The following is a 21,970-nucleotide window of genomic DNA, read 5'->3' as shown; positions in this document are numbered from 1 at the left end:
AGTAACCAGCGATAATGAATAACCCCTGAGGTGAAAGGCATATGCCAATAGTTAAAGTACGTGAAAACGAACCGTTCGACGTTGCACTACGTCGTTTCAAGCGCTCTTGTGAAAAAGCAGGTATCCTTTCTGAAGTGCGTCGTCGTGAGCATTACGAAAAACCAACTACAGTTCGCAAACGCGCTAAAGCAGCAGCTCAAAAGCGTCACGCTAAGAAGCTAGCTCGCGAAAACGCACGTCGCGTTCGCCTGTACTAATAACTTAATCCATAAGGACTGAGTTATGGCTCTGATTGAACAACTCAAAAAAGAGCAAATTTTAGCGATGAAAGCCAAGGACAAACCGCGCCTTGGCACTATTCGTTTAGCCCTTTCAGCAATTAAGCAACGTGAAGTCGACGAGCAGATCACTCTGACCGACGAAGACATTCTTGCTGTGCTGGTAAAAATGGTTAAACAACGTCGCGATTCTGTTGCTCAATATGAATCAGCGGGTCGTCAAGATCTTGCTGACGTGGAACAAGTAGAAATTACTGTACTTGAAGGCTTTATGCCTCAACCGCTAACTGAAGATGAAGTTGTTGCTCTTGTTGAAAGCGCAATTGCAGAATCTACACCTGCGGGCATGCAAGACATGGGTAAAGTGATGGCTATCTTGAAACCACAAATTCAAGGGCGTGCAGACATGGGTAAAGTAAGTGGTTTAGTTCGTTCTAAACTCGCTTAATATCCAGCGCTATATTGCAACAAGCCGTGCTATCCATTGGAAGGCACGGCTTGTTTGTATCTGAAGTCTTTATTTTTAAACCGAGCAAGCTCTCATCTTTCGTTTACAAATAATGATTTAATTCTTCTTTCATCACTTATTTATTTTAGGTTTTATGTCAGGACACATCCCGCGTAGTTTCATTGATGACCTCCTCGCTCGCCTCGATATTGTCGATATCGTCGATGCACGCGTAAAACTTAAGAAAAAAGGCAAGAACTACGGGGCATGTTGCCCTTTCCATAATGAAAAGACCCCCTCTTTCAGTGTTAGCCAAGAAAAACAGTTCTATCACTGCTTTGGTTGCGGTGTTCATGGCAACGCCATTGATTTCATTATGGAGTTCGAACGCTTAGAGTTTGTTGAAGCGATTGAAGAGCTAGCCTCTTACTTGAGCCTTGATGTTCCAAGGGAAGAGCGTAATGGCAGTGTTTCATCGGGGCCAAGAGCCAACACAGAGCAAAAGCGCAATTTATACGATTTAATGGGCAGCATTAGCCAATTTTATCGCTCTCAATTAAAACAATCAGCAAACAAACATGCGATTGAGTATCTTAAAGATCGCGGTCTATCCGGTGAGATTGTACAAAAGTTTGGTATCGGTTTTGTCGCTGATGAATGGGATGCAGTAAGGAAAAACTTCGGCCAACAGAAAGACGCACAAGAGATGCTCGTGACTGGTGGCATGTTAATCGAAAATGACAACGGCAATCGCTACGACCGCTTCCGAGGCCGCGTGATGTTCCCGATCCGAGATCGCCGTGGGCGCGTAATTGGATTTGGTGGCCGAGTCATTGGAGATGGAACACCGAAATACCTTAACTCACCAGAAACACCGATATTCCATAAAGGCAAAGAGCTCTATGGCCTTTATGAAGTGCTTCAAGCCTACCGAGAACCGCCACAAGTTCTTGTTGTGGAAGGTTACATGGATGTGGTCGCCTTAGCGCAATACGGGGTTGATTATTCCGTCGCATCGCTTGGCACATCGACTACAGGTGATCATCTTCAAATGCTGTTTAGACAAACGAGCACCGTGGTATGTTGCTACGATGGTGACCGAGCAGGCCGAGAAGCCGCATGGCGAGCACTAGAGAATGCGCTAAGCTATCTTAAAAGTGGCAATGTTTTAAAGTTCCTGTTTTTACCAGATGGTGAAGACCCAGATAGCTATATTCGTCAATTTGGTAAAGAAGCATTTGAAAAAGAAGTACAAAATGCGACGCCGCTTTCTGAATATCTATTTACTAACTTAACCAGCCAGGTAAAAGTTGGGAGTAATGAAGGAAAAGCGGCATTAGCGGCACTAGCAACCCCATTGATAGAAAAAGTTCCTGATAATTTTCTTCAAGCTCAGTTGTTTAAAATTCTAGGCGAACGCACCGGCGTTTTTATGGAAAACAAGTCCCATAAAAAACCGCAGAATCGGCCTACAGCTCAACCGCATAAAGAGATCAAGCGAACTCCAATGCGCGAAGTTATTGCTTTGCTTATTCAAAATCCAAGCTATGCTGATATGGTACCGGATTTATCCAGTGTTATAGAATTAACACTACCGGGATTAAGTTTATTGATAGAAGTCCTTGATAAATGTCGAGGGAATCCCCATATCAGCACGGGTCAATTATTAGAACATTGGCGCAATAACAAACATGAGGCACTTCTGTCTCGTCTTGCGAGTTGGGAGATCCCACTCGATGAAGACAACCAAGAAGATCTATTCTTAGACTCATTGGACAAAATTCTTGCCCAATGCGTAGAAAAACAAATTGAAAACTTGCAGGCTAAAGCAAGAAGTATCGGTTTATCAGCCGAAGAGAAACGGGAGCTACTAGCACTAATGCTAGATTTAAAAGCGTAACCCAGATTGATTAGTCAGCAGTGAATAAATTTGTTAATATTAGTGGTTTGCATTTCGCATACTAATTCCGCCACCAGAACTTGAAGTTGGATATCGTCTATGGATCAAAGTCCGCAGTCACAGCTAAAATTACTTGTCATTAAAGGCAAAGAACAAGGCTATCTGACCTACGCCGAAGTAAATGACCACCTACCTGAAGAGATCGTTGATTCAGAGCAGGTAGAAGACATTATTCAAATGATCAATGACATGGGTATCAAGGTAGTTGAAACTGCTCCTGATGCTGATGATCTTGCATTGAATGATGACGAATCTGTCACAGATGAAGATGCAGCTGAAGCTGCCGCTGCTGCACTATCTAGTGTAGAGAGCGAAATTGGCCGTACAACTGATCCAGTCCGCATGTATATGCGTGAAATGGGAACTGTTGAGCTATTGACTCGTGAAGGCGAGATCGATATTGCAAAGCGTATTGAAGATGGTATTTACCAAGTTCAATCCTCTGTGGCTGAATACCCTGGTACTATTCCATACATTCTTGAACAGTTTGATAAAGTCCTTGCTGAAGAACTTCGTCTTACCGATATTATCTCTGGTTTCGTTGATCCAAATGACGATGGCACTGCGGCTCCAACCGCGACTCACATCGGTTCTGAATTAGCTGAAACAGATTTAGCAGACGCAGATAAAGAAGGCGAAGATAAAGAAGACGACGAAGAGGATGAGGAAGAAGAAGATACAGGTATTGATCCAGAGCTTGCTCTAGAGAAATTTACCGATCTTCGAAATAGCTACCAGAATCGTCAGCTTGCTATCAATGAACATGGTGCTGACAGCGCAAAAGCAGCTAAAGCCACAGAATTGATGCAAGACGTTTTCCGCGAATTCCGTCTGACGCCTAAAAAGTTTGATTACCTAGTAAAAGAACTTCGTACGTCGATGGACCGTGTTCGTACTCAAGAGCGTTTGATCATCCGTCAAACCGTTGAATACGGAAAAATGCCGAAGAAATCTTTTGTTGCGCTATTCACTGGTAACGAATCTAGTGAAGCATGGTTAGATGAAGTGCTTGCTTCTGGTAAACCATACGCAGAAAAAGTGAAGCGTAACGAATACGAAATCCGCCGTTCGATTCAAAAATTGAACATCATTGAGCGTGAAACATCGTTAACGGTTCAAAGCATTAAAGACATCAGCCGTCGCATGTCTATCGGTGAAGCTAAAGCTCGTCGTGCGAAGAAAGAGATGGTTGAGGCAAACTTACGTCTAGTAATCTCAATTGCTAAAAAGTACACCAACCGTGGTCTACAGTTCCTGGATCTAATCCAAGAAGGTAACATCGGTCTGATGAAAGCGGTTGATAAGTTTGAATACCGTCGTGGTTATAAGTTCTCGACTTATGCAACGTGGTGGATCCGTCAAGCAATTACACGTTCTATTGCTGACCAAGCGCGTACTATCCGTATTCCAGTTCACATGATCGAAACGATCAACAAACTAAACCGCATCTCGCGTCAAATGCTACAAGAGATGGGCCGTGAACCGTTACCGGAAGAGCTTGCTGAACGCATGCAGATGCCAGAAGACAAGATCCGCAAAGTACTGAAAATTGCTAAAGAGCCAATCTCAATGGAGACACCAATCGGTGACGACGAAGATTCGCATCTAGGTGATTTCATCGAGGATACAACTCTAGAGCTACCTTTAGACTCTGCAACGGCGACAAGCCTACGTGGCGCAACTAAAGACGTTCTTGCTGGCTTAACTCCTCGTGAAGCTAAAGTACTGCGTATGCGTTTTGGTATCGATATGAACACTGACCATACTTTGGAAGAAGTAGGTAAGCAGTTTGACGTGACTCGTGAGCGTATCCGTCAGATCGAGGCAAAAGCACTTCGTAAACTGCGTCACCCAAGTCGTTCAGAAACACTGCGTAGCTTCTTAGACGAGTAATCGTTAGTAAAGTATCGGCAGATAGAACGATTTATAAGCAACATTTGAAAAAGGTGAGCGTTGGCTCACCTTTTTTTATATCTACTAGTCTAAGTGGATAAAAACTAAGCGCAAATGCCCTATTTAGCATCTAGACACATTAGGCAGCATCCCCTATAATCTATCCCCTATTCGGCCCCTTAGCTCAGTGGTTAGAGCGCACGACTCATAATCGTTCGGTCCCCAGTTCAAATCTGGGAGGGGCCACCAAATTAGAAAAGCCAGAACAGTTTACGCTGCTCTGGCTTTTTGCTTTCTGGGTATTAACGACTCTCTAAGACAAATCACAATTCAGCATCGAACCATTAGCGATTCCTACATTCGAATGCATGATCACAGCTAACTACGTGATAAGAGCATCAATTAAACAATAACGATAAACCACCATCTACACTAAGCAAGAAAGAATTAACAACCATCCATATATGAATATTCCAACATATAACCAATCACCTCTCTCCTACCTCTAGAATATACGATCAGTTTTATCTCCCAAGATTACCTATAACTCATTTGACCTAACACACATACCCCGTGAATCTAGCTTTGCCAATAATAATTAAAGCTAGAAAAGAGGAATGAATGAAAACTAACAATAAAGTCCTATTACTTTTAAAAACAATGGCTATGGCAGCGATTGCCACACTCTCTTTGTCACTACATGCCGCAGAGAAAACCTATAGATTAAAACTCGCTGAAACCTGGGGACCAAATACCCCTATCCTTGGCGATGCGACTAAAAATATGGCGAAGCTTGCCAATGAAATGTCTAACGGCCGCTTACAGATCCGCATTGATTCCGCAAACAAGCACAAAGCGCCGTTGGGTATTTTCGACATGGTGAAGTCAGGGCAATACGATCTAGGCCACTCAAGCTCTTACTATTGGAAAGGCAAGGTTCCAAACACCCTATACTTCTCATCAATGCCATTCGGAATGATGACAACAGAGCAGTATGCGTGGTTTTATCGTGGTGGGGGCATGGAGCTAATGCAAGAGGTGTACGCACCGCATAACTTACTCTCCTTCCCTGGAGGTAACTCTGATATCCAAATGGGAGGTTGGTTTAAGAAAGAGATTAAATCTATCGACGACCTACAAGGGCTTAAAATGCGCATTCCAGGTTTTGCTGGCGAGGTATTCGCAAAGGTAGGAGCAAAGCCAACCAACATTGCACCAGGAGAACTCTTTACCTCTCTTGAACGTGGAACAATAGATGCCTTAGAGTGGGTTGGGCCCGCTTTTGATCTTCGTATGGGCTTTCAGAAAATTGCTCCTTTCTATTATACAGCGTGGCATGAACCAGGTTCAGAAACCCAGTTCCTAGTGAATAAGAAAACGTGGGATAAATTACCAGCAGATTTACAGATAATTTTAGAAACCGCTTTCCGCGTTGCGGCATTTGATATGTACGTACAAGCCATAGATGCAAATGCAAATAGCTGGAGTTCGATGCTTGCTGAATATCCTGATATTAAAGTTAGAGATTTTCCGCCTGAAGTTTTGAGTACCATGCGTTTAGCGACAGAGCAACTATTAGAAGAGCAAGCAAGCCAAGATCCTCTAGCCAGAAAAATCATCGAATCACAGGCAAACTATCTACAAAAAGTCCGTGGGTGGACAGATATCTCAACAAAGGCATATTTGAATAACAATTAGATACTTAAACCCTTAAACCCTTAAACCCTTAAACCCTTAAACCAGCACATTAGCCCACTATGATTTTAGTGGGCTAATTTGTTAAAAAATCATGTTATTCAATGCAGTAATTTCCATCCAAAATGTAAGTACAGGCATATAAAATCTATTCTTATTACTTACAAAAAAATAGTGATGGAGATCAAATAAAGATAGCGATGAGAGGCGTATTTTTACTGGCGTTCATATTGAGGAGAATATATATGACAGCGTCTAAAAATTTTCTAAGGGACTTGCTGGGCTTGGCTCTAATCGTTTCAACTGCGTTTGCTGTATTGAGTTTCCTACTCGATATCATGGGAGGCATCGCATATTTCAGTCATGAAGATATCATCGCGAGTACCTTCTTCCATGAATCTTTGTATTTCATAGCCTTCCTTATTCCACCGTATTTCATTTGGAAGTTTATCAATCGCCCAGAATTGATTGTGGCTGTTCAAGAATACCAATTAAACAAAAGTAAGAATGAACAATTCTAAGTACGACTGATAGGCCATATCTTACATTTTTCTTAAATAGCGATAATGTCTAGTTTTCCAAGTTAGTATTTTCAGAAGAGCCCGATACTGATGGGCTCTTACTTCTAAAAACATCTCTATCCAAGAACTGCCGACTTAATACCACATTCACGATTGCAAGATTTTCCCAATAGTTCGCCCTCAGTAACAAGAACCCTACTTATATCTTAAGAGATGAGATTCCCTAGCGAGCTTACAAGCCAATAGTTCGTAATCAAACGGGTCTCTCATTCTTTTTTAACCAAGCTAAAAAACGAGGTGCATTTTTATCTAAATTCACAATGATGGCATTAATGTAAATCTTACTATCGTTAAAGTATTGCTTGAATCGCGAAAAAACTAGCCAATATTTCAATCTTATTTTATAATGAAAATTAAGAATCGCATCCAATACTATTTCTATAGGAAAAGACAAATGAGACTAATTCCTCTAAATAATGCTGCACAAGTTGGTAAATGGGCAGCTCGTCACATTGCAAGCAAAATCAACGCATTCAACCCAACAGCAGACCGTCCATTTGTTCTTGGTTTACCAACGGGTGGTACACCTCTTGCGACATATAAAGAGCTGATTGCCCTTTGTAAAGCTGGCGATGTTAGCTTCAAAAATGTTGTGACTTTCAACATGGATGAATATGTCGGTATCGATCCAAACCATCCTGAATCTTACCGCTCTTTCATGTATGACAACTTTTTCAATCACGTTGACATCCAAGAAAAGAACATCAACCTACTTGATGGCCTAGCGAAAGATGTGGATGCACACTGCGCTGAGTATGAAGAAAAGATTCGTTCTTACGGTAAAATCAACCTATTCATGGGTGGTGTTGGTATCGACGGTCATATCGCATTCAATGAACCTGGTTCTTCTCTATCTTCTCGCACTCGTATCAAAACTCTAACGCCAGATACTCGTATCGCGAACTCACGCTTCTTCGATAATGATATGAATCAGGTACCAAAATTTGCATTAACCATTGGTGTGGCAACACTACTCGACGCTGAAGAAGTCATGATCCTCTCGCAAGGTCATAACAAGGCTCAAGCGCTTCAAATGGCTATCGAAGGCTCTGTGAACCACATGTGGACGGTTACTGCGCTTCAAATGCACCCAAAAGCCGTTATCGTTGCTGATGAACCAGCACAGCAAGAACTAAAAGTGAAAACGCTTAAATATTTCCAAGATCTAGAAGCTGAGAACATTCAAGATCTATAAGTTACAGCTCACTTAATAACTGACTTAAACCACTTTATATTAAAGTGGTTTTTTATTTTCCGCGTCACTGGATACCAACGAAAACCAATAGAAGCCTTTCAGTAGTTCGAGTTATTAGCCATCGAGTTTTCGAATATTGGCTGTGAGTAGTAATGGATTTTGGAGAAAAGAAAGGAGTAAAAATGGCAATGTAACCAAAAGACACATCGCCATTTACTATGAGGATTTTAATGCTAAGTGATGACGTTTATTACTCTACCGTCACTGCTTTAGCTAAATTACGAGGTTGATCGACATCCGTACCTTTAATCAGTGCAACGTGATACGACAGCAGTTGCATTGGCACTGTGTAATAGATTGGTGCGGTGATCTCACTAACGTGCGGCATTGTGATGATTTTCATTCCTTCATCAGCTTCAAAACCAGCCTCTTCATCAGCGAATACATACAGTAGGCCGCCACGAGCACGCACTTCTTCTACATTCGATTTTAATTTCTCTAGTAATTCATTACTTGGAGCAACAACAACAACAGGCATGTCCGCATCAATCAGAGCCAGTGGACCATGTTTCAATTCACCCGCAGCGTAAGCTTCAGCGTGAATGTAAGAAATTTCTTTCAACTTAAGTGATGCTTCAACCGCGATTGGGTAAAACTCTCCACGTCCTAAGAATAACGTGTGGTGTTTATCGGCAAAGTCTGGTGCTAACGCTTCAATTTCTTTATCGAATGAAAGTGCCGTTTCAATTTGAGCAGGTAATTCATGCAGCGCTTTTACAATCTCTTCTTCTTTTTCAGTACAGATCAGGTTCTTTTGCTTACCTAAGGCTGTCACAAGCATAAGTAGAGCTGATAATTGAGTCGTGAATGCTTTGGTCGATGCAACGCCAATTTCTGCACCAGCACGAGTCATGAAGGCAAAATCAGATTCACGAACTAATGATGAACCAGCAACGTTACAAACCGTCATCGCTCCCATGTAGCCTTTTTCTTTCGCTAATCGAAGCGCGGCTAGCGTGTCTGCGGTTTCGCCTGACTGAGAAAGCGTAATCAATAAGCTATTTGGACGAGTGACAAATTTGCGATAACGGAATTCTGATGCGATCTCAACATCACAGCTCACACCCGCAAGAGATTCAAACCAGTAACGCGCCGTCATACCTGCATTGTAAGAAGTACCGCAAGCAATGATCTGTACGTGTTCAACTTTGTTTAAGATCTCAACCGCATTCACACCTATGCTTTCTGTGATCACGGCTTTATCAGTGATTCGTCCTTCCATCGTATTAATAAGAGCTTTTGGTTGCTCAAAAATTTCTTTCTGCATGAAGTGGCGGAACTTTCCTTTATCTCCAGCATCTTGTTCGATATTAGACTCAACAATCTCGCGCTCAACCTGTTCACCTTGCTGATCATAAACGGTTACGTCACGACGAGTAACTTCAGCAACATCACCTTCTTCTAGGTACATAAAGCGGCGTGTCACACTTAAAAGAGCAAGTTGGTCAGATGCAAGGAAGTTTTCACCAACACCAAAACCGATAACAATAGGGCTACCAGAGCGAGCAACCACAACACGACTAGGATCTTTACGATCAAAGGCTACGGTGCCATATGCGCCATCTAGCTGCTTAGCTGTCTTTTGTAGTGCCTCAACAAGAGTCTCAGAAGTACGCAGTTCCCACTCTACTAAATGAGCAATAACTTCAGTATCTGTTTGAGATTGGAATTCATAGCCGCGACTTTTAAGCAGAGAACGTAACTCTTCATGGTTTTCAATAATACCGTTATGTACTAATGAAATATCACCAGAAACATGTGGATGTGCATTCACTTCTGAAGGTTCACCGTGCGTTGCCCAGCGAGTGTGTGCAATACCAGTGCCGCCAAGCACTTCTTGCTCTTCCACTGCCGCAGCAAGTTCTTTCACTTTACCTAAGCGACGAACTCGAGTTAGTTTTGAATCTTGATCGACAACAGCAACACCCGCAGAGTCATATCCACGGTACTCAAGCCTACGTAGACCTTCAACTAAAATTTCTGCTACATCACGCTGTGCTACTGCACCAACAATCCCACACATAAAACGTCTCCAATATTATTAATTTTTTGATTATTTCTTATCGGCGGCAAGCAAACCCACTGGTACTGAATCTATTCAGTATAGTGATAAGAAATTAATTGCATTTTATTTATGCTCGAATAACTCGAACATTATTTGATTCTATTGTTTGTAAATCGGCTTCAGAGAGCTCAGCATCGGTAATTAATACATCAATGCTTTCCCATGACAGCTCTAGATTCGGGATTTTTCGCCCTACTTTTTCAGATTCCACCATGACAATCACTTCACGTGACACTTCTGCCATGACTTTACTTAACCCAACTAACTCATTAAATGTCGTCGTGCCACGCTCTAAATCGATTCCATCAGCACCAATAAATAGTTGGTCAAAATCGTAAGCTCTTAATACAGACTCAGCGACTTGCCCTTGGAAAGATTCCGAATGCATGTCCCAAGTTCCGCCTGTCATTAAAAGTGTAGGTTCACTTTCTAATTCATTGAGAGCACTCGCAACATTCAATGAATTAGTCATAACCACGAGGCCGCGCTTATGATTAAGCTGCTGAATTAATGCCCCAGTCGTACTACCACTGTCTATCACGATCCGGTTATGGTCTCTGATCAGTTCAGCTGCGGCACTCGCAAGTGCTATCTTTCGATCCGAAACATTTTGACTCAACTCATCATTCACTACCTCTTTTGGTAAAGCAATAGCGCCACCATAACGACGCAGGAGCTGACCATTCTTCTCTAAAGAAGCAAGATCCTTTCTAATGGTGACTTCCGATGTTCCAAATTTGATAGATAACTCATCAACACTCACTTCACCTTTCTCTGTTACAAGATTGGCTATTGTGTGCCTTCTTAACTGAGTGTTTCGTTTCGACATTTAATACTCTTAAACAAAGTTTCGTTTCAGAACTTATTATAATCAAGTCGAAACAATAAGGTCTATTTATTTCGACCTAAAAAATTAATAAATAGCGCAAAAACCTTGTCCTAAGACAATTCTTAAGCAGTGAAATAAGATCAATTCAATGGTAGAATCCGCCTCCGAAAAGAAAATAAATTACAAAATTAGCTGTCATTTTTTTGCCACTTTCTCCCGATATAGTCGAGTAAGTCACAAAAAACAGCCAAAATAGACAGACCAACTGGTCATAAAATGACTAAAGTTGATGAAAGACTTTCAGATCTGATGGCTTTAAATACTGCTCAAGATGAGACGATTGCTGATATGAAAAGTGATTGAACGAGTAGCCTTCAGATACCAATACAAAAATTTCAATTTAAATTATATTTACCGGAGAGCACCTTCCATGAAAAAGACCAAAATCGTATGTACGATTGGCCCTAAAACAGAATCTGTAGAGAAACTAACTGAACTTGTAGATGCAGGCATGAACGTTATGCGTCTAAACTTCTCTCACGGTGACTTCGCTGAACATGGTACTCGCATCGCGAACTTCCGTTCTGTTATGGAAGCAAAAGGTCAGCAACTTGCTATCCTTTTAGATACTAAAGGTCCAGAAATCCGTACTATCAAACTTGAAGATGGTAACGACGTAGATCTAGTAGCTGGTCAAGAGTTCACTTTCACAACTGACGCAACAGTTGTTGGTAACAAAGACGTAGTAGCAGTAACTTACCTAGGTTTCGCTAAAGACCTAACAGCAGGTAACACTATTCTTGTTGATGACGGCCTAATCGAAATGGAAGTTATCGCAACAACAGAAACTGAAGTTAAGTGTAAAGTTCTTAACAACGGTGCTCTAGGCGAAAACAAAGGTGTTAACCTTCCTGGCGTTTCTGTTCAACTTCCTGCTCTTTCTGAGAAAGACAAAGCTGACCTTAAGTTTGGTTGTGAGCAAGGCGTAGATTTCGTTGCTGCTTCTTTCATCCGTAAAGAAGAAGACGTTAAAGAAATCCGTGAGCTTCTAAACGCTAACGGCGGCGAAAACATCCACATCATCTCTAAAATTGAGAACCAAGAAGGTGTTGATAACTTCGATTCTATTCTTGAAGCTTCTGACGGCATCATGGTTGCTCGTGGCGATCTAGGTGTTGAAATCCCAGCTGAAGAAGTAATCTTCGCTCAAAAAATGATGATCGAGAAGTGTAACCGTGCTCGTAAGATGGTTATCACTGCAACTCAAATGCTTGATTCTATGATCAGCAACCCACGTCCAACTCGTGCTGAAGCTGGCGACGTTGCGAACGCGGTTATGGATGGTACTGATGCAGTAATGCTTTCTGGCGAAACAGCTAAAGGTAAATACCCTGTTGAAGCTGTAACTATCATGGCTCAAATCTGTAACCGTACAGATGGCGCTCTAAAAGCAGAGCTAAGCTCTCGTCTAGACAGCCCGCGTCTACGTATCACTGAAGCAGTATGTAAAAGTGCTGTAGATACAGCTGAGAAACTAGCAGCTCCGCTAATCGTTGTTTCAACTGAAGGTGGTAAATCTGCTCGTTCAGTACGTAAGTACTTCCCAACAGCAAACATCATCGCACTAACAAACAACACTAAAACAGCAGCTCAGCTTGTTCTTACTAAAGGTGTAACTCCTGTTGTTGTTGATTCTCTAGACAGCACTGATGACTTCTACATCAACGGTAAGAAACTTGCTCTTGAGTCTGGTTTAGGTAATAAAGGCGATATCGTTGTAATGGTATCTGGTGCATTAGTATCTTCTTGCACAAACACAGTATCTGTACAAGTTCTATAAGAACAACGTATTTATCAAAAAAATATAAAAGAGAGCTTCGGCTCTCTTTTTTTATGAATCTTACTTGCCCAATTAATCAGTACGCTGTATTATCGATCTCATTGGTACTTCGTACCGTTAAATTAATTATCATCGTGTCTCGACTCCACACGACTATTAAATGAGGTTCCAACGTGTCTAGCCCAACTCTGACAGATAAAGTTTGCCAAATGATTCGCCAAGATATTCTTAACGGCGAGCTACTTCCTAGCCAAAAATTGGTCGTTGCTGAATTAAAAGACAAATATAATGTTGGAGCATCTCCAATTCGTGAAGCGCTGGTTCAATTGTCGTGGAGCAAATACGTGAAGTTAGCACCACAAAAAGGCTGTTGGGTTGCACCTGTATCCGTCGTCGAACTTCATGACTTGTATGAAAGCCTACGTGTCGTCTCTTCTGTTTTACTGAAGAAAGCGATTAACTCCGGAGATGAAAACTGGGAGCTTGATGTATTAACGTCTTACCATAAGCTTTCACGTGTGAAGAATAATCAAGACCATTTTGACTATACGGAATGGGAAGAGAGACATCACCAATTTCATGTCGCTCTATTAGAAGGGGCTGACTCAAAGAATATGTTTGAATTCTTCAGCGACTTAATCAATCAAGTTAAACGCTATCGCTACTTAGCCATGACATCGAACCCAGATAGCTCAAGCGAACTGTTCAACATTGATGAACACGAAATGATCATGAAGCTTGTTTTAGCAAAGAACACCGATCAAGCGCTTGATTTACTTGATAAGCACCTTGCTGGTTCAATGAAAGAAATTGAGACCATCATTAACGCCGCTTAATTTGATGGCGGTTACACGCTAAAGAGCGGCCATGCTGAAAACAAAAAATCGGGTTAAATCCCGATTTTTTGCTATTTAGAATAATATGAATAGTGCTACTAACATTGCTTAATGTCTTCAATGTTCACCATCCAAAAAATTCTTTATGGTGTGTGTTGAGTAACAAAACCATAGGTAAAAAGTAGAGAGCACTTAATTGAATACCCAATACCACCAAAATACCTATCGTGAGCCTCACTAGAAAATGGCTTAACATACGATGCCTCTGTAACTAGACTGTATGATTTCCTTATTATTTTTTGCTTTACTGCACGAATCCTTTCTCAAAAAGATAAGAATTTTTGAATGAAGCATGGTCAATTCAAAAATATATCCACTTACCTTCTACCAAGTTTAGCCTAAAATTGGTTAAGCATTAGACTTTAGTCTAACCACCAATCACCGCTAAATGGCAAAGTATTGCTTAGGAAGTCTTACTTAGCAAATATTGCTTAGAAAGCCGACATTAAGCCGATGTCACTCTGTTACGACCCAATGCTTTTGATTCATAAAGTGCAATATCTGACTTCTTATAAGTTTCACTGCTATCTAAAGTAAAGTTGCTATATCCGATACTTATCGTCACAGGAGCCTCCATAGAGCCCTCAATCAATCGTCGTAACCGGTTTAACAACAACTCCGCATTATCAAGGCCTATACAAGGCATAATGATAGCGAACTCCTCTCCGCCAACTCTCGCGACAAAGTCCGAGTCTCTGACATTCTCTGCCAATAAAGAGGCCACCACTTTTATCACTCGATCGCCTTCATCATGTCCTGAGTTATCATTAATCAGCTTAAAATGGTCAATATCAATCAAGGCTAAACAAGTTTGACTACTTTCAGAACCAGGCGGCAAAAGAGCCGTATGATGATCTATCGTTTCATCAAATTTACGACGATTCCATAACTGAGTTAATGCATCTCTTTCACTTAAGTTTCGGAATTTATCTTCTAACTCTTTTCGCTCAGTAATATCCACAATCGATACTATGTAATAACTGACTTTATCTGAATGATCCAATACACCATGAATTCGAATCAATCCGATAAAAGGAGAGCCCATCTGTGTGAGACATTCTATCTCCCCTTCCCATCGGCGGTCTTTAGCCAAGCTTGACCATATAGAGAAGGCTTCATCTGAAGCTTTATTACGAAAAAGAAGTCGAAGGATCCCTCTCCCTTCAATTGACCCCGAGCTATAACCGGTTATATTTTCGAACTCCTGATTCACCATTAAAACTCGATACGAGAGATCGGTGATCATGACAGCAGACATGCCACTTAGTGCTGCTTGAGCGAGTTTACTTTCCATACTTCTTCGTCGTGAGTACAGACTAAAAAATAGAGATGGTATCGAAAAAAGCAGCACGAGCCCTAAAACAAAAGAGACCTGTTTTTCTAACGATTTAATTTGTGGCAATGCATAATGTTGTATTCGATGAGGTTCAATTTTTACCAATAAATATAGAGTCTCTTCACCTCTTAATTCAACCCGGTTAAAGACAAATAAGTTGTTATCTTCGTAGGTATAACCACTTTTTTTCTTTTGCATCAATTGCCATATTTTAGGATGTTGATAAGGGAGATTAAACTGACTGCGCTGAGATAAAACCGAACCGAATAATTTGTCTTTGTCATCGCTGGAAAGAAAGAAACCACTCTCATCTAAAATTTCTAAGTTAAGATTTTTATCTGTCGAGTAGCTCAATCGGTCCGCGATATACCAGAGATCTAAGTTAGTAATCAAAAAGCCAATTCTACCGGAGCTACTGCTCACCGGTGTGCTTAAACGTAATGTAGGGATATAAGGCTGGACAAGTTTCCCGTGTTCAACTTCAAGACCTATCTTAGTTGTTAAGATTTCATCACTTTCTATATTTTGAGATAACTTAAAATAATCTCTTTGAGATTTATCTTGCAGCTCTGCGGCAGTACTCGCAAGATCATTTTTGACATCATAGTTAACTCGGACTTGTTCCATACCATTAAGATCCAAATAGCGGATCTGTGTGAACCACTTCTGTTTCGACGCTATGGATTTCCAATTATCTTCGAGAAATTTCTTCTTATCAGGCTCAGGAGAGGATGTATAGTCCAGTAAAACAGTACTGTGGCTAAGTAAACTCACCACTGATTTCATTTGGTAACGCAGATGTTCAGATTCGCGTGCAGTAAACTCTAACTGGTCAAGTGTTTGATTGGCGATCTGCCTTGCCGTGTCTGTATAAATTGAATCAGCCCGTTGGTGATAGTAAAGCGAAAGTAATGATCCCAAGAACAAACTCACGGCTAGAATAACAGCCGCTTCTTTTTTATATCTCACTACCATTCCTACACTTCACGGCACTAATTAATGAAAAAACATTATACCACTCATCATACTTTAAAAATAATAAAGCCACTTCAAATAAGTGGCTCAAATCAATAAGTGGTCAATTAATTACCGCGATCAATGGTTAGGCTTTTAAGGCACGCTCTCCACGAGCAATTCCTACTACGCCACTTCGAGCGACTTCGATTACGTCGGTAACCTCAGAAATGGCTTGAATGAATGCATCAAGCTTTTCACTTGTACCAGCTAGCTGCACGGTATATTGGGACGCTGTGACATCAACAATCTGTCCTCGGAAAATGTCAGCGGTACGCTTAACTTCCGCGCGCGCAAAACCACCTGCCTTTACCTTCACCATCATCAACTCACGTTCAATGTGCTCAAATTCAGATATTTCTTGAACTTTAAGTACATCTATCAGTTTATGCAGTTGCTTCTGAATTTGCTCAAGCTCTAATGAATCAGATTCAGTGGTAATGTTGAGGCGAGAGAGTGTCTCGTCATCAGTTGGTGAAACCGTCAGTGATTCAATGTTATAACCACGCTGCGAAAATAGCCCTACAACACGAGATAATGAACCCGGTTGGTTCTCTAATAATAGTGAAAGAATATGTCTCATATTAGGTTCTCTCCGTCTTGCTTAGCCACATATTATCCATGCCCTCGCCTTTTATTTGCATAGGGTAAACGTGTTCATTTTCATCTACATTAATATCTACAAAAACCAAACGGTCCTTCATATCCAATGCTTTTTTCAATCCTGCTTCAAGCTCATCAGGTGTGTTAATTCGAATACCAACGTGGCCGTACGCTTCTGCAATGGCCGCAAAATCTGGGACAGAATCCATGTAAGAGTTAGAGTGGCGACCTTGATAAATAATATCTTGCCACTGTTTCACCATACCGAGAAAACGGTTATTCAAATTGATTATTTTCACGGGTATATCGTATTGCATTGCCGTAGACAGCTCTTGAATATTCATTTGAATACTGCCATCCCCCGTCACACATACCACCTCTTCCGTTGGATGAGTAAATTTAACGCCTAAAGCGGCAGGAAAACCGAACCCCATAGTGCCGAGGCCACCAGAATTGATCCAGCGACGTGGTTTGTTAAACGGATAATAGAGAGCGGCAAACATTTGGTGTTGGCCAACATCTGACGCCACAAAGGCATCACCACCCGTTAGTTTGTGTAAAGTTTCGATGACTTGTTGAGGCTTAATCCGCTCACTCGACTTGTCATAACTCAAGCAGTTACGTGACTGCCATTGATTAATATCTTTCCACCAGCTTTCTATCGCGGTTTCATCATTCGATCCACCTTGCTCGATAAGCAGTGTCAACATTGAATCAAGTACAACTTCAGCAGAACCAACAATGGGAAGATCAACATGTACGTTTTTAGAGATCGATGACGGATCAATATCGATATGAATTACTTTTGCATCGGGGCAATACTTCTCAAGGTTATTGGTCGTACGATCATCAAAACGAACACCAATACCGAAAATAAGATCCGCATTATGCATGGTCATATTGGCTTCGTAGGTGCCGTGCATACCTAGCATGCCTAACGCATTTTTGTGGGTGCCAGGAAAAGCGCCAAGACCCATTAAGGTGCTTACCACTGGAAGATTTAAGCTTTCAGATAGCTGCATAATTTGACGATCCGCTTCCGAAATTATGGCACCTCCCCCAACATAAAGTACGGGTTTCTTAGCTTCTAAAAGCGCTTTCAAGGCTTTCTTTATTTGTCCTTTATGACCTGTCGTTGTTGGGTTGTATGAACGCAACTTAATCGACTCAGGATAATGGTAAGGGAATTTTATTTGTGGATTCATTACATCTTTTGGCAAATCGACCACCACAGGTCCAGGTCTGCCCGTTGATGCAATATAGAAGGCTTTCTTTATGGTCTCTGGAATGTCTTCTGCTTTCTTAACCAAAAAGCTATGTTTCACGACAGGGCGCGAAACCCCCACCATGTCACACTCTTGGAAGGCATCATTACCGATAAGGTTATTAGGCACGTTTCCTGATAGCACAACCATAGGAATGGAGTCCATATAAGCAGTCGCAATACCCGTAATTGTATTCGTCGCTCCAGGTCCAGAACAGACAAGTACCACACCCGGTTTACCCGATGCTCTCGCATAGCCGTCCGCCATGTGTGTCGCTGCTTGTTCATGACGAACAAGAACATGCTGTATATCGTCCGTTTTTGCGTGCAAAGCATCGTATATATCAAGCACTGAACCACCCGGATAACCGAAAATTTGCTCAACACCTTCATCAATCAAAGACTGTACGATCATCTCTGAGCCAGATAACATTTCCATCTATATTCTCCTTACCTGAAACCATCTGTATTGGTAATACGGTTGGCTCTGGTTTTCCATAGTCTAGGTCTTATTTTTAGCCTAAATCGAAATACTTCCACTTTTCGGCTATGCCTTCCTTTTGTCATAACAAAAAGAGAGGGTACGCAACAACTGTAACCCTTTATTATCATTGGGTCTAATGGGGGTTTTGAAAGGTTTTTATAAATATTCTATCGTTAGTAAAAATAAAAGATGAAGATGCCAACTAGCAAGCTCAGATCAGGTTTAACTTTCATAGTGGGTAAATAAAAGAGGATAATATTTTAATAGAAAGCACTAAATCGTCATCAAAATACGAAATAAAAGTGTGTGATAAAACAGATTTCAATTTGTAAGCTGCAACAAAAATCCCCCACTAATAATCCAATATTAAAATGGGGGATTTTTAAGCAACTGAAAATTTATCTCACAGAAAATTACTTATCTTTCTTCTTTTCTGTGTACATTTCTTCAATTTCGTCCTGATACCTATCGTTAATGACTTTACGACGCAATTTCTGAGTTGGTGTCAACTCACCTTTATCCATCGAAAAAGCTTTCGGTAGCAACTTAAATTTCTTCACTTGCTCGAATTTCGCTAGCTCAGTCTGTAAGCCATTCACTCGCTTTTCAAACATCTCAACCACTTCATTATGCTTAATCAGTTCTAAGCGATCGTGATACTTAATATTAAGCTCTTTCGCGTACTCTTCTAGCGTATCGAAACAAGGAACAATCAATGCAGACACAAATTTTCGCGTATCGGCAATAATCGCAATCTGTTCAACGTAGTGATCTTTACCGATCGCACCTTCAATCACTTGCGGTGCGATGTATTTACCACCTGATGTTTTCATCAGCTCTTTGATTCGGTCGGTAATGAATAAATTGCCATTCTCATCAAAATGACCAGCATCTCCTGTTTTCAAAAAACCGTGTTCATCAAACGTTTTTTCGGTCTCTTCTGGCATCTTGTAGTAGCCGCGCATCACCATAGGACCACGAACAAGAATTTCATTATTCGCACCAATTTTAACTTGTGCGCCAGGCATCGACATACCAATAGAATCTGGGTTGAAGCATTTATCATCCCAGCAAGATACCGTTGCGGTCGTTTCAGTCATGCCGTAGCCAAGCTTGACGTTAATACCGATAGCATGGAAAAAACGGCCTATCGTTTCATCTAACTTCGCACCACCACATGGCATGAAATTGATTCGACCACCAAGCAGTGCTCGTAACTTAGACAGAACTAATTTATCCGCCAAGCGATGGCTTCTCTGTAACATAAATGACGGAGTACGACCTTCTTGATGACACACCGACATTTTCGCACCCATGTTCACCGCCCAAGTAAAGAGCACTTTACGGATAAACGGGGCTTTAGACACTTTTTCATGAATAGCTGAGAATATTTTTTCATAAAAACGCGGTACAGCTGACATCACGGTTGGGCGTAATTCAGTTAGCGCATCACGAACTTGCATCGTATCTTGCAGGTAACAGTTAGTCGCACCGTTGTACAATACGTAGAAGCTCCATGCACGTTCAAATACATGTGATAGTGGTAAGAATGCAAGAGAGACATCATCAGGCGTTAAGCTTAATCGCTCATCATGTGCTTTAAGCTGAGAGCCGATATTCATGTAATCAAGCATCACACCTTTAGGCTGTCCTGTGGTACCAGAAGTGTAGATTAACGTCAGCAAGTCATCCATATTGGCATCAGCAATACGTTTATCCAGCTCTGGTTGATGAGCCTCATCCGCCGTTGCCATGAAATCAGCCCATGACATCGCAAACTCATGACCTTGAAGATCGACCGTTGCCGACATTGCAACAATTAACTCTAATTGCTCACACTCTTCATAAAGAGTAACAGCAGCATCAAATTGAGCCTGCTCTCCAACAAACAGAACTTTAACATCTGCATTTTGAATAATGTATGACGATTGTGCTGGTGTGTTGGTCGGATAAATAGGAACCGTGACAACACGAACCTGAAGCGAACCAAAATCGGCGAAACTCCATTCAGGCATGTTGTTCGAAAAGATACCAATTTTATCCTGAACTTTTAAACCTCGAGAGAGTAAAGCTAAAGAAAGTGTGTCTATCTGCTGACCAAACTGTTTCCAGCTAATATCTTGCCAAGCATTATTTTTTTTATGCTTTAGGGCTGCACGGTCTCCGCCTTTTGCTACTTGCTCACGGATTTTTTTTACGATGTGAAAATCTAAGTTGGCCATGTCTCTTACCTTTGGCTTACACCTGTAAGCGTTTGAGCGCACAAGTGTACCTTCGATGTAAAAAAAGGCAACTGACGAGTGTCAAAGTTATCACTAATAGTTTGCTATACCCTAAAATAATACCTCGTCTTAAAACCATAAAAAAACCCTAAACAGTGATTCACGATTTAGGGTTAAAGCAACAGAGCTATCGGACCGTTATTTCACTGCGACAACTTCACCGCAGATCATCATCAGCTGATCTCGTAGCCAGATATGGCCTTTGTCTTTTTCGCTCGACTCATGCCAGCTCAAGTAGCCGCAAATAGATGCATTATCAAATGGGAATTGGATGATATTCAGTTGATCCTTATTTGCCGCATTTTCAACCATCCAGCGTGGTGCGATAGTCACTAATTCTGACTGACCCACCACGTACAATACATTACTTAAGCTCGTCCCTTCATAGTAAGCAGGACAATCTAAGTCTCGATACGCTTGCTCAGAGAAACTACGCTGACCGTGAATTTTAGAGAGCTTGGCATGTTTCTCATTCAGCAGCTGATTTGCCGTCACATCACCTTGAATACGTGGGTGAGAACTTGAAGTAACAACAACTAACTCATCTTGGAATATTTCAGTGCTAGAGAAGCCTTGCTCATCAAAACGAGCGTAATCAATCACAAAGTCGATCTCTTGGTAACGCATACGCTCAGAAAGCTTACGGTCAAATTCCGCATCCATATGAAGTTGAACATCGGGTGCTTGTTCATGGATATTGGTCATGATTTTCGGTGCAAAACGCATGTCGCAAGGGCTACAAATCGCCAGCTTGAACAGTCGAGTTGAAGACTCAGGATTAAATACAGAACTTGGCAGTTCATTACGAATTAATTGCAACGCTTGGCGCATCGGTCCGAATAGTTGACGAGCTCGTTGAGTGGGTTGAATACCACGGCCTTGACGCATGAAGAGTTCATCATTGAACATAACTTTTAACCGAGCCACTGCATTGCTGACTGCTGGTTGAGACATCCCTAAATTGTGCGCTGCACGGGTAATATTTTGCTCCTGCATAACAGCATCAAACACTGTCAGAAGGTTCAAATCAACTCCACGTAAAGTACTTTCCATTCGGTAGCTTGCAATGGCACTCATTGCATTTTTCTTATCTAACATAGGGGACGCCTCTTACTGGTAGTCAATAGTATTTGCTTAAAGTTAGTCGTAATAGATAACCAGAAATTGTCATATTGACGACTCAGATATATCTAGGAACAACACAACTATTAACCAATCAATCTAGCGACACCAACAAGATTGAGAAA

Annotated in this window: 16 protein-coding genes and 1 tRNA gene; 10 read left to right on the top strand and 7 right to left on the bottom strand. The window is 41.4% G+C overall.

Annotation, left to right across the window (positions count from 1 at the left end; genetic code table 11):
* Positions 1-41: 41 nt before the first annotated feature.
* From rpsU to nagB, 8 genes are all read left to right on the top strand, one after another.
* Positions 42-257 carry a 30S ribosomal protein S21 gene (gene rpsU, locus L4C39_RS12760; RefSeq protein WP_004396009.1) on the top strand — a complete coding sequence of 72 codons (216 nt, stop codon included), beginning with the start codon at positions 42-44 and terminating at the stop codon, positions 255-257.
* A gap of 25 nt (positions 258-282) precedes the next feature.
* Positions 283-726, top strand: coding sequence for a GatB/YqeY domain-containing protein (locus L4C39_RS12755; protein WP_017051121.1), 444 nt, complete (start codon positions 283-285; stop codon positions 724-726).
* Between the two features lie 154 nt (positions 727-880).
* Positions 881-2,626, top strand: coding sequence for a DNA primase (dnaG, locus tag L4C39_RS12750; RefSeq protein ID WP_429746232.1), 1,746 nt, complete (start codon positions 881-883; stop codon positions 2,624-2,626).
* Between the two features lie 99 nt (positions 2,627-2,725).
* Positions 2,726-4,579: an RNA polymerase sigma factor RpoD gene (gene rpoD, locus L4C39_RS12745; protein WP_113799515.1), complete on the top strand. Its 1,854-nt coding sequence runs from the start codon at positions 2,726-2,728 to the stop codon at positions 4,577-4,579.
* A gap of 173 nt (positions 4,580-4,752) precedes the next feature.
* Positions 4,753-4,828: transfer RNA gene (locus L4C39_RS12740), tRNA-Ile, on the top strand.
* Positions 4,829-5,239: 411 nt separating this feature from the next.
* Positions 5,240-6,277 (top strand): TRAP transporter substrate-binding protein, encoded by a 1,038-nt coding sequence (locus L4C39_RS12735; RefSeq protein ID WP_240697130.1) that lies wholly within the window; start codon positions 5,240-5,242, stop codon positions 6,275-6,277.
* A gap of 242 nt (positions 6,278-6,519) precedes the next feature.
* Complete coding sequence (locus tag L4C39_RS12730) at positions 6,520-6,795, top strand: hypothetical protein (RefSeq protein ID WP_017051125.1); 276 nt, start codon at positions 6,520-6,522, stop codon at positions 6,793-6,795.
* Positions 6,796-7,249: 454 nt separating this feature from the next.
* Complete coding sequence (gene nagB, locus L4C39_RS12725; RefSeq protein WP_429746230.1) at positions 7,250-8,050, top strand: glucosamine-6-phosphate deaminase; 801 nt, start codon at positions 7,250-7,252, stop codon at positions 8,048-8,050.
* 250 nt (positions 8,051-8,300) lie between these two features.
* Here the strand turns inward: nagB and glmS are convergent, their stop codons facing one another.
* Together glmS and L4C39_RS12715 are read right to left on the bottom strand one after the other, a co-directional pair.
* The gene (glmS, locus tag L4C39_RS12720; RefSeq protein WP_017051127.1) at positions 8,301-10,133 is read right to left on the bottom strand and encodes a glutamine--fructose-6-phosphate transaminase (isomerizing); all 1,833 of its coding nucleotides are present in this window, start codon (positions 10,131-10,133) and stop codon (positions 8,301-8,303) included.
* 109 nt (positions 10,134-10,242) lie between these two features.
* Positions 10,243-11,004 (bottom strand): DeoR/GlpR family DNA-binding transcription regulator, encoded by a 762-nt coding sequence (locus tag L4C39_RS12715; protein ID WP_017051128.1) that lies wholly within the window; start codon positions 11,002-11,004, stop codon positions 10,243-10,245.
* A gap of 430 nt (positions 11,005-11,434) precedes the next feature.
* Between L4C39_RS12715 and pykF the strand changes: the two genes are divergently transcribed.
* Both pykF and L4C39_RS12705 read left to right on the top strand, forming a co-directional pair.
* Positions 11,435-12,844 (top strand): pyruvate kinase PykF, encoded by a 1,410-nt coding sequence (pykF, locus tag L4C39_RS12710; RefSeq protein WP_017051129.1) that lies wholly within the window; start codon positions 11,435-11,437, stop codon positions 12,842-12,844.
* Positions 12,845-13,017: 173 nt separating this feature from the next.
* Positions 13,018-13,680 carry a GntR family transcriptional regulator gene (locus L4C39_RS12705; RefSeq protein WP_017051130.1) on the top strand — a complete coding sequence of 221 codons (663 nt, stop codon included), beginning with the start codon at positions 13,018-13,020 and terminating at the stop codon, positions 13,678-13,680.
* A gap of 505 nt (positions 13,681-14,185) precedes the next feature.
* Here the strand turns inward: L4C39_RS12705 and L4C39_RS12700 are convergent.
* The 5 genes from L4C39_RS12700 to leuO form a co-directional block, all read right to left on the bottom strand.
* Positions 14,186-16,045, bottom strand: coding sequence for a sensor domain-containing diguanylate cyclase (locus tag L4C39_RS12700; protein WP_429746227.1), 1,860 nt, complete (start codon positions 16,043-16,045; stop codon positions 14,186-14,188).
* Positions 16,046-16,178: 133 nt separating this feature from the next.
* On the bottom strand, positions 16,179-16,673 hold the full coding sequence (gene ilvN, locus L4C39_RS12695) for an acetolactate synthase small subunit (RefSeq protein ID WP_017051132.1): 495 nt from the start codon (positions 16,671-16,673) through the stop codon (positions 16,179-16,181).
* 1 nt (position 16,674) lies between these two features.
* Complete coding sequence (locus L4C39_RS12690) at positions 16,675-18,396, bottom strand: acetolactate synthase 3 large subunit (RefSeq protein ID WP_017051133.1); 1,722 nt, start codon at positions 18,394-18,396, stop codon at positions 16,675-16,677.
* A gap of 458 nt (positions 18,397-18,854) precedes the next feature.
* The gene (locus L4C39_RS12685) at positions 18,855-20,663 is read right to left on the bottom strand and encodes an AMP-dependent synthetase/ligase (protein WP_113799549.1); all 1,809 of its coding nucleotides are present in this window, start codon (positions 20,661-20,663) and stop codon (positions 18,855-18,857) included.
* A gap of 198 nt (positions 20,664-20,861) precedes the next feature.
* Positions 20,862-21,821 (bottom strand): transcriptional regulator LeuO, encoded by a 960-nt coding sequence (leuO, locus tag L4C39_RS12680; RefSeq protein WP_017051135.1) that lies wholly within the window; start codon positions 21,819-21,821, stop codon positions 20,862-20,864.
* Positions 21,822-21,970 lie beyond the last annotated feature (149 nt).

This window comes from Vibrio clamense (assembly GCF_050337905.1).
Classification (GTDB): Bacteria; Pseudomonadota; Gammaproteobacteria; order Enterobacterales; family Vibrionaceae; genus Vibrio; species Vibrio cortegadensis.
Note: the sequence above shows the minus strand (reverse complement) of the source record. Positions and strands in the feature narration are given on the sequence as shown.